Origin of the sequence: Roseomonas sp. GC11 (assembly GCF_024437745.1) — a bacterium.
Classification (GTDB): Bacteria; Pseudomonadota; Alphaproteobacteria; order Acetobacterales; family Acetobacteraceae; genus Pseudoroseomonas.
Genome location: NZ_JANFNY010000068.1, coordinates 1 through 11,396, shown reverse-complemented (window position 1 = coordinate 11,396; position 11,396 = coordinate 1). Strand labels below are relative to the sequence as shown.

Sequence of the window (11,396 nt, the reverse complement as noted above, 5' to 3'; positions counted from 1 at the left end):
TTGGCCGAGCAATGACCGTACGCACCCGTTTCGCCCCCTCCCCGACCGGGTATCTGCACATCGGGGGGGCGCGCACCGCCCTCTTCAACTTCCTCTTCGCCCGCCATCATGGCGGGCAGTATCTGCTGCGCATCGAGGATACCGATCGCCAGCGCTCCACCCCCGAGGCGGTGCAGCAGATCCTGGAGAGCCTGGACTGGCTCGGCCTGGCGGCGGATGAGCCGCCGGTGATGCAGACCGCGCGCGAAGCCCGCCATGCCGAGGTGGCGCGCGAACTGCTGGCCCAGGGCAAGGCCTATTACTGCTACTGCACGCCCGAGGAACTGGCGGAGATGCGCGAGACGGCCATGAAGGAAGGCCGCCCGCCGCGCTATGACGGCCGCTGGCGCGACCGCGACCCTGCCGGGGCGCCGGAGGGGGTGAAGCCCGTCATCCGCATCAAGGCCCCGCGTGAGGGGGAGACGGTGATCCGCGACCTCGTCCAGGGCGAGGTCCGCGTGCAGAATTCCGAGCTGGACGACATGATCATCCTGCGCTCGGACGGCACGCCCACCTACCTGCATGCCGTGGTGGTGGATGACCACGACATGGCCATCACCCATGTCATCCGCGGCGACGACCACCTGACCAACACCTTCCGCCAGGTGATGGTCTATGACGCGATGGGCTGGACCCGCCCGCACTTCGCCCATATCCCGCTGATCCACGGGGCGGATGGCGCCAAGCTGTCGAAGCGCCACGGCGCCGTGGGCGCGCTGGAATTCCGCGACCAGGGTTTCCTGCCGGAAGCCGTGTGCAATTATCTCCTGCGCCTCGGCTGGGGGCATGGCGACGAGGAATTCGTCCCGCGCGACCGCGCCATCGCACTCTTCGACCTCAAGGATGTCGGCCGCGCCGCCAGCCGGATGGACTACGCCAAGCTCACCCACCTGAACGCGCAGTATCTGCGCCAGATGGACCCGGATGTGCTGGCCCGCCGCGTGCTGGAGATCATGGCGAAGCGCAGTTCCATCGGCTTCGGCACCGAGGGAGCGGAGCGGGTGCGGCTGCTGATGCCCGACATCATGCCGCGCGCCCGCACGCTGAACGAGGCCGCCGACATGGCCGGCTTCGCCGTCGCCACCCTGCCGCTGGCGCTGGAGCCCAAGGCCGCGGCGCAGCTGACGCCCGAGGCGAAGGAGCGGCTGAAGGACCTGGCCATCTTCCTGACCGACGCGCCATGGGAGCGCGCCGATCTCGACAAGTGGCTGCGCGACTATGCCGAGGTGAAGGGCGTGAAGCTCGGCTCCATCGCCCAGCCGCTGCGCGCGGCGCTGACCGGCTCCACCCAGTCCCCGCCGATCGACGCGGTGCTCTTCGCGCTGGGCCGGGCCGAGGCCGTCGCGCGCATGCTGGCCGCCGCCGAAGACGCGTGACGCGCTCTTGAGAGGGGCTTCGCCCCTCTCAAACTCTCCCCACCAAAGGCCTGAGGCCTTTGGAAACCCCTCTGTGAGTCCCCCCTGATGGCGGGTGCAGGGGACCCTGTCCCCTGCCCAAGGGAAAGAAAGGGGGGTGAGGGGGCAAAGCCCCCTCAAGACCACCCGCGGCACCGCCCCTTCCCTTTGCCCGGAGCCGGGGTCATGTTGCGGTGCGCAAGGCGCGGACGGGTGCCCTGCCCGCCGCGCGCCGGGCAACCGGGAGTATTCTGAGAGTGAACGAGTCCCTTCTGGCCCGCCTCCGGGCCCTTCAGCCGGAACTGGCGGCGATCCGCCAGGACATCCACGCCCATCCCGAGATCGGCATGGAGGAAAAGCGCACCGCCGCCCTGGTGGCGGAGAAGCTGCGCGCCTGGGGCATCAGCGTGACCGAGGGCGTGGGCCGCTACGGCGTGGTGGGCACGCTGAAGGGCCGCCTGCCGGGGCAGCGCGCCATCGGCCTGCGCGCCGACATGGACGCGCTGATGATCCCGGAGGCCACCGGCCTGCCCTATGCCTCGCGCCATGAGGGGCTGATGCATGCCTGCGGCCATGACGGCCACACCACCATGCTGCTGGGGGCGGCGAAGTATCTGGCCGAGAACCCGGATTTCGGCGGCACGGTGCAGTTCATCTTCCAGCCGGCCGAGGAAGGGCGCGGCGGCGCCAAGGCCATGCTGGCGGACGGCCTGTTCGAGCGCTTCCCGGTCGATGCCGTCTATGGCCTGCACAACATGCCGGACATGCCGCTCGGCAGCTTCGGCATCCGCCCCGGCCCCTTCATGGCGGCGCCGGACCGCTGGTTCGTCACCTTCCGCGGCACGGGCGGGCATGGCGGCGCCGCCGCCCATCTCTCCACCGACGTGACGGTGCTCCAGGCCCAGTACATCCTGGCGCTGCAGACCATCGTCAGCCGCAATGTGGCGGCGATCGACGCGGCGGTGATCAGCGTGGGCGCCATCGCCGGTGGCGCCTTCGGCTCCACCAATGTGATGCCGGCGGAAATCCGCCTGGGCGGCACGGCGCGCTCCTTCACCCCGGCGGTGCGTGACCTGATGGAGCGCCGCATGAAGGAACTGGCCGATGGGCTGGCCGCCACCTTCGGCTGCACGGCGGAGGTGGAGTATCGCCGCAACGGCACGCCGCTGGTGAACCATGCCGAGCAGACGGCCATCGCCGCCCGTGCCGCCCGCGCCCTGGCCGGGGCGGCGCAGGTGTCCGACAATGCCCCGCCTGTCACCGGCGGCGAGGATTTCGCCTATATGCTGGATGCCCGGCCGGGTGCCTTCATCTTCATGGGCCAGGGGGCGGGCGGTGCCTCCTCCGAGGGGCTGCATACCCCGACCTATGACTTCAACGACGATGCCATCCCGCATGGCGTGGGCTACTGGGTCAGCCTGGTGCAGGAAGAGCTGAACCTCCCCGCCTGACCCGCGCTCTGACCAGCACTGGCCCGCCGCCCCGCCAGGCGTGGCGGGCCACCCCTTTCCGCCATCCACGAGAAGGACAAAGGCCGATGCGGATCGCAGCCGCCATTCTGGGCGCGGGCCTGGCCCTGGGGCTGGGCGTGGCGCCCGCCCTTCTGTCGCCCGCCCTGGCGCAGGGTTCCCAGCCGCCCCATGCCTGGGCCTTCGGCAGCTGGACCGGTGGCTACTACCCGCCGGTGGACAACCAGGGCCCGCGCTGCGCCGGCCAGCCCAGCGTCATCATCACGCGCGATGTGGTGATGCGCAGCAGCCCGCTCGATGTCCCCTACCGCCAGCGCATGATCGAGACGGCGACGGCGCAGCCCAATGGCATCGTCATCCGCCTCACCCCGGTGGCGCCGCCGGGGGCGCGCAATGTGCCGCCCAGCGTCGGCTTCGGCTGCGATGGCGACCCCAACCTGCTGCGCATCGAGCGGCGCGGGCCGGATGAGATCGTCTTCCCCAACTGCTCCGAATTCCCGGCGCCGCTGAAGCGCTGCGTGCCCTGAGGCAGGCCTCAAGCGGGCGGTAAGCCCCGATGCCCTATGCGGGTCTCCACGAAGGAGACCCGCATGGCGGATGAAGACCCTCCCCGGCTGATCGCCTACCAGCTCGACCACCCCATGCCCCCGCTGCGGCCTGGCAGCGTGCGGCGGGCGTGGATGGATGCGACGCGGGAGGGCTTCGCCTATCGCTGCCTGCCGCTGACCATCGCCAATGGGCATGGCTGGGAAATCCAGGGCCAGACCGGCTTCGAGGCCTGGTGGACCGGCGGGTCAAGCCCTGGCGACGTGGTGATCCGCGTGCTGAAGCCTGGGGCGCTGGCCCCTTCCAGCCATTTCGGCGCCGGGGTGCTGACCTTCGCCATTCCCACCCTTCTGCGCACGCCGCCGGGCATCGGCCTCTGGGTGGGTGGCCCGCCCAATGCGCCGAAGGATGGCATCGCCCCGCTCACCGGCGTGGTGGAGACGGATTGGGCGCCGATGACCTTCACCATGAACTGGCGCTTCACCCGCCCGGACCATGTCGTGCGCTTCCGGCCGGGGGAGCCGATCGGTTTCTTCTTCCCCCTTCCGCTCGGGCTGGCCGAGGCGATGCGGCCGGAGATCCGCCCCCTCGCCGCGGATCCCCCCCTGGCGGAGGCGCACCGTGCCTGGTGCGCCGGCCGCCGCAGCTTCAATGCCGGGCTGAAGGAAGAAGGCTCCGCGGAGCGCCGCCAGGGCTGGCAGCGCCATTACCACCAGGGCGTGGCGCCGGGTGGCGAGGCGGCGCCGGACCACCGCACGCGCATCCGGGTGCGGCCTTTCCCGCCACCGCCCCGGTCGCCGTAATCCCGGATCTCCGCGAAACCGTGCCTGCCCCGGCGCGACGCCGCACAGAAAAAAGTTTTTTGGTTCTTTTTTCCAAAAAAGAACGCTTCCTTCTTCCCCCCCTCACACCGGCAGGGTGACGGCCGCGCGCAACCCGCCTTCCGCGCGGTTCTGCAACACCACATCACCGCCATGGGCGCGCAGGATATTGCGGGCGATGGGCAGGCCGAGGCCGGTGCCGCCGGTCTCCCGGTTGCGGCTGGTCTCCAGCCGGCGGAAGGGCTGGAAGACGGCCTCCAGCGATTCCGGCGGGATACCCGGCCCGTCATCCTCGACGAAGAGGCGCACCAGCGTATCGGTCCGGGCCTGGGGCGCCTCCAGGCGGATGCGCGCCGTCCCGGCATAGTTCAGCGCATTGCCGACGAGATTGGCCAGCGCCCGCTTCAGCGCGATGGGCCGGGCGCGGATGCGCAGGCGCTCGGGCCCCTGGTAGCCGATCGCCTCGGGCTCCAGCTCGGGGCGGGCATCGGCGGCCTCGTCCAGCACGGTGCGGCAGAGCGCGGCGAGGTCCAGCGGCACGGAGGGTTCGGTGGCCGCGTCATCGCGGGCGAAGGCCAGGGTGGCATTGACCATGGCCTCCATCTCATCGAGATCGGCCAGCATCTTGCGGCGCTGCTCGTCATCATCGAGGAATTCGGCGCGCAGGCGCAGCCGGGTGATGGGGGTGCGCAGGTCGTGCCCGATGGCGGCCAGCATCTGCGTGCGGTCGCCCACGAAGCGGCGGATGCGCTCGGCCATGGTGTTGAAGGCGCGGGCGGCGGTGGCCACCTCGCTCGGCCCGTTCTCCGGCAGGGGTGGGGCGTTGACGTCGCGCCCCAGCTGCTCGGCGGCGCGGGCCAGGGCGGAGACGGGGCGCGTCAGCCGCCGCGTGGCCCAGAGGATCAGCGCCAGGGCGGCGCCGGTCATCAGCGCGAAGGCGAAGAGGAAGGTCTCGGAATGCCAGGGGCGCGGCGGCGGGACGGAGAGCCACATGTTCAGCCATGGCCCATCCGGCAGCTGCATGGCCACCACCAGGATGCCGGGATGGGCGCCCCCGGCCACCAGCGCCTCCCGCGGGCGGAAGCGGGCGAGGCCGCCGCCGATCAGGTCCAGCCGGAACAGCCGCACCAGGGCGAGGGGCGCGCGCGGCATGCCCGGCCGCACCGCCGGCAGTTCGGCCAGATCGACCACGAGGCCGGGCGGCAGGTCGATGTCATAGAGCATCGCCTCCCGCCGGTCGGGCGGGGCCAGCAGCACGGTGCGCCAGACGCCGAAGGCGCGGGCGCTGATCTCGCGGGAGATGGCGAGGCGCTGGAGGTCCACGCGGTCGAGGGCATGGATTGTCAGCCCCGCCGCCTGCACCGCCATCAGCGCCAGGGTCAGGAAGACCGCGGTGCGGCCGGCGAGGCTGCGGGGCAGCAGGCGGCGGATCACCCGGCGGCCTGGTCCGTCACGGACACTTCAGCGGGCAGGGCACGGTCGTTCAGCTTCTCCACCGTGGCGGCCAGCACATAGCCGCCCCCGCGCACCGTCTTGATCAGGGTGGGGTTGCGCCCGTCATCCTCCAGCTTGCGGCGCAGGCGGGAGACGGCGACGTCGATGGCGCGGTCGAAGGGCCCGGCCTGACGGCCGCGCAGCAGGTCCATCAGCATGTCACGGGTGAGGACGCGGTTGGGCCGCTCCACCAGCACCATGAGCAGTTCATACTCGCCCCCCGTCAGCGGCACCTCGACCCCGTCCTGGTTGAGCAGGCGGCGGCGGGCGGGCTCCAGCGTCCAGCCGGCGAAGCGGATGGAGCGGGCCGGCGGCTCCTGGCTGGTGGCACCCTCGCCATTGGCGCGGCGCAGCACGGCGCGGATGCGGGCCAGCAGCTCGCGCGGGTTGAAGGGCTTGGCCACGTAGTCATCGGCCCCGAGCTCCAGCCCGACGATGCGGTCTGTCTCCTCGCTCATCGCCGTCAGCATGACGATGGGGACATCCGACTGGCCCCGCAGCCAGCGGGCGAAATCCAGCCCCGATTCGCCGGGCAGCATGAGATCCAGCACGACGAGGTGGTAGCGGCCCAGGGGCCAGAGGCGGCGGGCCTCTCGGGCGTCGCGGGCGGCGGTGACCCGGCAGGACTGGCGCTCCAGGAACTTGGAGAGCAGGTCGCGGATCTCCCGGTCGTCATCCACGACCAGAATATGCGGAGGGGGTTCCATGGGCTCGACCATAGGCGGAATATGGCGTTGATGCCTAAGCGGCATGTTACAGGCTTTTTCCGCAGCGCGCGCCGTTGCGCTTCGTTTCATTGCAAAAAGCAAGCGGCAGGGGGCAAAAAGCAGGCGGGAGGGAGCAAACAGCAGGCGGGGCGCAGAAGCGCCCGCCTGTGGCGCAGGGCCCGCCGCGGCGCGCGGCAAATGTGGCATGCGGCTTCCGTGGCGCGGCGGTGGGGCGTAACATGGCTTGCGTGTCGCATACCCATCCCCTGAGCCTGGAGCCCCTGCCCCTGCGGATGCCGTTGCAACGGGACCAGCGGCCCCGGCTGGTGGATTGGCTGAAGCTGGCGCTGGCGGCGCTGGCGACGCTGGCCATGGTTCTCCTGGTGGCCGTCCTGGCGGAACGGGAGACGGAGCCGCCGGTGGTGGTGGCGCATCGCCGCTTCCTGCTGAGCCTGACCAGCGAGGAAGCCGGCCCCGGCCCGCTGGCCGAGCCCGCGCGCTTCGGCCTCGTGCTGGAGCGGAGCGAGGCGGTGGCGGGCGGCCTTTACGGCGGCTACCACGCGGGCGGGTCGGGCTGCCGGCTGGGCTTCTGGCGTGGCCCGCGCAAGGCGGCGCCGCGCCGCGCGCCCCCGGGCTGGCAGGTCGCGCTGGTGCCGCGCGGCGGGGAGATGCTGTGGCTGGTGGCGGGGGCCGATCTCAGCCCGCGCCAACTGGCCCTGCTGGCCACCGCGCTGGAGCATGACACCCCCCTGGCCGAACCGCTGTGCCACCCCTGACCGAAGCCTGCCCTCCCGCCTGGGCGGAGGCGGGAAAGGCGGCCCTGGCCGTGCTGGACCCGGCGCTGGGCGGGATCGAGGCGCTGGCCGGCCCGCTGCCCTGGCGGCGGCGCCCGCGCGGCTTCGGCGGCCTGGCGCGCACGGTGCTGGGCCAGCAGATCAGCAACCAGGCCGCGGGCGCCATCTGGCGCCGCTATGCCACCCTGCCGGGCGCGCTGGAGCCGGAGGGGCTGCTGCGCCTGGAGGACGAGGCCCTGCGCGGCGCCGGGCTGTCCCGCCCCAAGGTGGCGCATCTGCGCGGGCTGGCCACGGCCTGCCTGGAGGGGCGGCTGCGGCTCGATGCCCTCTCCGCCATGCCGGACGCGGAGGCCATTGCCCATCTGTCGGCCCAGCGCGGGCTGGGCCCCTGGACGGCGCAGGTTCACCTGATGTTCTCAGAGGACCGGCCGGATATCTTCCCCCACGGGGATGTGGCGCTGGCGGCCTCGGTGGCGCATCTGCGCGGCCTGCCCGCCCGCCCGGCGCCGCGCGCGCTGGAGGCCCTGGCGCGGGGCTGGGCGCCGTGGCGCTCCCTGGCGGCGCGGCTGCTCTGGCACCACTGGCGCCATGCCACCGGCCGCCCCGCCGGCGAGGAGCCCTAGGGTAGGCGTGGCGCGGCGGACGTGACACTCTCCGCCCCCATGCCAAGCCTTCGCCTTTCCCCCCGTGTCCTCGCCACCGCCGCGCCGCCGATCCCGGCGGCCCGCGCCTGGGCCGCCCGCTATGACGGTGCCGCCGGGCCGATGCTCGACCTCACCCAGGCGGTGCCGGGCTATCCGCCCCATCCGCTGCTGCTGGAGAAGCTGGCCGAGGCCGCCGGCAGCCGCGCCAGCGCCGCCTATGGCGCCATCGAGGGCGATGCGTCGCTGCGCGAGGCGCTCGCCGCCGAGGTTTCCTCTGTCTATGGCGCCCCCATCGGGGCGGATCAGCTGGCCATCACCGCCGGGTGCAACCTGGCCTTCACCATGGCGATGAGCGTGCTGGCCGGCAGCGGCGATGCCGTTCTGCTGCCCACGCCCTGGTATTTCAACCACCGCATGGCGCTGGAACTGCTCGGCATCGAGGCCGTGCCCTTCGCCACCCGCGCGGAGGATGGCTTCATCCCCGATCCGGAGCGGCTGGAGGCGGCGCTGGCGCCGCATATCCGCGCCGTGGTGCTGGTCACCCCGAACAACCCGACCGGCGCCATCTACCCGGCTGAGACGCTGCACCGCATCGCCGCCCTCTGCCGCCGCCGCGGCATCTGGCTGGTGCTGGACGAGACCTATCGCGACTTCCTGCCCGAGCCGCAGACGCCGCCGCACCGCCTGCTGGAGGACCCGGACTGGGCGGAGGGGCTGGTGCAGCTTTATTCCTTCGCCAAGTCCTACTGCATCCCGGGCCACCGGGTGGGCGCCATCCTGGGCGGTGGCGCCTTCCGGCGGGACTTGCTGAAGGTGCTGGACAGCTTCCAGATCTGCCCCGCCCGCCCGGCGCAGCAGGCGCTGGCCTGGGCCATTCCCGCCCTGGCCGAATGGCGCGCCGGCAACCGCGCCGTGATGGCCGGCCGCGCCGGGGCCTTCCGCGCTGCCATGGCCGGCGCGCCGGGCTGGCGGATCGATGCGCTGGGCACCTATTTCGCCTATCTCCGCCTGCCGGAGGGGCTGCCCGATGCCACCGCCACCGCCGAGGCGCTGGCTGCCCGGCATGGGCTGCTCACCCTGCCCGGCCCCTTCTTCGGCCCCGGGCAGGAGCGGCATCTTCGCCTCGCCTTCGCGAATGCCGAGGCTGAGGCGCTGAAGGCCCTGCCGGAGCGGCTTGGGTAAGGAGTGGCCGCATGTACCACTGGCAGAAAAAAGATGGGGGTCTGGGGGAATTCCTTCCCCCAGCCTTTCCTCCGCTTTCTTTCTGTCCGATGGTCCGCCGGACTGGTGACCAGGCTGGCGAAAGGATCTTCCGATGCGCGGTGATACGGTTTTTGGCCGTCGTGGCCTGATGGCGGGTGTGGCGGCGGGTGTCGTGGCGCGCCCCGCGGTGCTGCGGGCGCAATCCGGCGCGATCCGCATCGGCGAGATCAATTCCTACACCGCGCAGCCGGCCTTCCTCGGCCCCTACCGCAATGGCTGGCTGCTGGCGCAGGAGCAGATCAACGCCGCCGGCGGCATCAACGGCCGCCCGCTGGAAACCATCTTCCGCGATGACGCCGGCAAGCCCGAGGATGCCGTCCGCCTCGCCGGGGAGCTGGTGAATGCCGAGGGCGTGGCGCTGCTGGCCGGCGGCTATCTCTCCAATGTCGGGCTGGCGCTGGCCGATTTCGCCCGGCAGAGCAAACGCCTCTACGCCGCCAGCGAGCCGCTGACCGATGCGCTCGTCTGGTCGAAGGGCAACCGCTACACCTTCCGCCTGCGCCCCAGCACCTACATGCAGGCCGCCATGCTGGTGGAGGAGGCGGCGAAGCTGCCCGCGAAGCGCTGGGCCACCATCGCCCCCAACTACGAATACGGCCAGTCCGCCGTGAAGTGGTTCCGCGACCTGCTGAAGGCGAAGCGGCCGGATGTCGAATTCGTGGGCGAGCAGTTCCCGGCGCTCGGCCGCATCGATGCCGGCGCCACGGTGCAGGCGCTGGAGCGGCTGAAGCCGGAGGGCCTCTTCAACGTCACCTTCGGCACGGACCTGCTGAACTTCGTCCGCCAGGGCAACCAGCGCGACCTGTTCGAGGGCCGCGCCGTCGCCTCCATGCTGAGCGGCGAGCCGGAATATCTGGAGCCGCTGGGCGAGGAATGCCCGGAGGGCTGGATCGTCACCGGCTATCCGCGCGACGCGCTGGACAACCCTACCCACAACGCCCTGGTCGCCGCCTACCGCGCCCGCTTCAACGACCTGCCGCGCTGCGGCTCGATCGTCGGGCATGACACGGTGCAGGCCATCGCCGCCATGCTGCGCCGCGCCGCCAGCACCGAGACGGAAGCGATGGTCGAGGCCTTCCGCGGCATCCGCTTCCCCACCGGCTACGGCACCGGGGAGGTGACCTTCCGCGCGGTGGACCACCAGTCCACCCTTGGCGCCTTCGTCGGCCGGACGAAGCTGGAGGGCAAGCGCGGCCGGATGGTGGACTGGCGCTATGCCGATGGCGCCCATTACCTGCCGGATGACGCGCAGGTGCGCGCCTGGCGCCCGCAGGAGTAACCCCCACTTGGAAGCCCTGGCTGTCCAGGCGCTGAGCGGCCTGGCCAGCGCCTCCTCCCTTTTCCTGGTGGCCTCGGGGTTGACGGTGATCTTCGGCGTCAGCCGCATCGTCAACTTCGCCCATGGCAGCCTCTATATGCTCGGCGCCTATCTGGGCTGGAGCTTCGTCAGCCACGGGCCGCTGGCCGCACTCGGCGGCGCGTGGGGCTTCTGGGCTGCCATCCTGGCCGCAGCCCTGGCCACCGGGGCGCTCGGCGCGCTGGCGGAAATGGCGGTGCTGCGCCGCATCTACCGCGCGCCGGAGCTGTTCCAGCTGCTCGCCACCTTCGCCCTGGTGCTGGTGGTGCAGGATCTCGTGCTGCTGCTCTGGGGGCCGGAGGACAAGTTCGGCCCGCGCGCCCCGGTGCCGCTGCGCGGGGCGATGGATATCCTCGGCCTGCGCTTCCCGCGCTACGAGCTGTTCCTCATCGCGGTGGGGCCGGTGGTGCTGGGGCTGCTCTGGCTGCTGCTGCACCGCACCCGCTTCGGCATCCTGCTGCGCGCCGCGACGCAGGACCGCGAGATGGTCGCCGCCCTCGGCGTGGACCAGCGCTGGCTGTTCACCGGGGTCTTCTTCCTGGGCGCGGCGCTGGCCGGACTGGGCGGCGCCCTGCAACTGCCGCGCGAGGCGGTGACGCCCCACATGGACATGGCCATCATCGTCGAGGCCTTCGTGGTGGTGGTCACCGGCGGGCTGGGCAGCCTGCCCGGCGCGGCGCTCGCGGCGCTGCTGATCGGCGAGCTGCACGCCTTCGGCATCCTGGCCTTTCCGCGCATCACCCTGGTTCTGGTCTTCCTGGTGATGGCGGTGGTGCTGGTGCTGCGGCCGCACGGGCTGCTCGGCCGCCCGCCCGGCGCGCCGCCCGCCAGCGAGGCCGCGCCCCCCCTGCCCGCCCCGCCGCCGCGC

General features: G+C 71.9%; 11 protein-coding genes. 9 read left to right on the top strand and 2 right to left on the bottom strand.

Features of this window, described 5'->3' with window-relative positions:
- Window positions 1-11: 11 nt before the first annotated feature.
- The 4 genes from gltX (at window position 12) to NON00_RS18515 (ending at window position 4,251) form a co-directional block, all read left to right on the top strand.
- Complete coding sequence (gene gltX / locus NON00_RS18530; RefSeq protein ID WP_256024186.1) at window positions 12-1,415, top strand: glutamate--tRNA ligase; 1,404 nt, start codon at window positions 12-14, stop codon at window positions 1,413-1,415.
- Between the two features lie 275 nt (window positions 1,416-1,690).
- Window positions 1,691-2,884 carry a M20 aminoacylase family protein gene (locus NON00_RS18525; RefSeq protein ID WP_256024185.1) on the top strand — a complete coding sequence of 398 codons (1,194 nt, stop codon included), beginning with the start codon at window positions 1,691-1,693 and terminating at the stop codon, window positions 2,882-2,884.
- 86 nt (window positions 2,885-2,970) lie between these two features.
- On the top strand, window positions 2,971-3,429 hold the full coding sequence (locus NON00_RS18520; protein WP_256024184.1) for a hypothetical protein: 459 nt from the start codon (window positions 2,971-2,973) through the stop codon (window positions 3,427-3,429).
- A 63-nt stretch (window positions 3,430-3,492) separates the two neighbouring features.
- On the top strand, window positions 3,493-4,251 hold the full coding sequence (locus tag NON00_RS18515; RefSeq protein WP_256024183.1) for a DUF6065 family protein: 759 nt from the start codon (window positions 3,493-3,495) through the stop codon (window positions 4,249-4,251).
- Between the two features lie 102 nt (window positions 4,252-4,353).
- On the opposite strand, the gene NON00_RS18510 is transcribed toward NON00_RS18515, so the two are convergent.
- Both NON00_RS18510 and NON00_RS18505 read right to left on the bottom strand, forming a co-directional pair.
- Window positions 4,354-5,703, bottom strand: a complete 1,350-nt coding sequence (locus NON00_RS18510) for an ATP-binding protein (RefSeq protein ID WP_256024182.1) — start codon at window positions 5,701-5,703, stop codon at window positions 4,354-4,356.
- On the bottom strand, window positions 5,700-6,470 hold the full coding sequence (locus tag NON00_RS18505) for a response regulator (RefSeq protein ID WP_256024181.1): 771 nt from the start codon (window positions 6,468-6,470) through the stop codon (window positions 5,700-5,702). The genes NON00_RS18510 and NON00_RS18505 overlap by 4 nt, the downstream gene beginning before the upstream one ends.
- Window positions 6,471-6,763: 293 nt before the next feature.
- Here NON00_RS18505 and NON00_RS18500 point away from each other — a divergent pair, with 293 nt between their 5' ends.
- The 5 genes from NON00_RS18500 to NON00_RS18480 form a co-directional block, all read left to right on the top strand.
- On the top strand, window positions 6,764-7,246 hold the full coding sequence (locus NON00_RS18500) for a hypothetical protein (RefSeq protein WP_256024180.1): 483 nt from the start codon (window positions 6,764-6,766) through the stop codon (window positions 7,244-7,246).
- Entirely contained in the window at window positions 7,234-7,887 is a 654-nt protein-coding gene (locus NON00_RS18495) for a DNA-3-methyladenine glycosylase 2 family protein (protein ID WP_256024179.1), read from the top strand. Before NON00_RS18500 ends, NON00_RS18495 begins: the two co-directional genes overlap by 13 nt.
- A 39-nt stretch (window positions 7,888-7,926) precedes the next feature.
- A complete protein-coding gene (locus tag NON00_RS18490; RefSeq protein WP_256024178.1) occupies window positions 7,927-9,090 on the top strand; it encodes an aminotransferase in 1,164 nt (387 codons plus the stop codon).
- Window positions 9,091-9,223: 133 nt separating this feature from the next.
- The gene (locus tag NON00_RS18485; RefSeq protein ID WP_256024177.1) at window positions 9,224-10,450 is read left to right on the top strand and encodes an ABC transporter substrate-binding protein; all 1,227 of its coding nucleotides are present in this window, start codon (window positions 9,224-9,226) and stop codon (window positions 10,448-10,450) included.
- A 7-nt stretch (window positions 10,451-10,457) separates the two neighbouring features.
- A partial coding sequence (locus tag NON00_RS18480; protein WP_256024176.1) for a branched-chain amino acid ABC transporter permease occupies window positions 10,458-11,396 on the top strand: 939 nt, incomplete at its 3' end.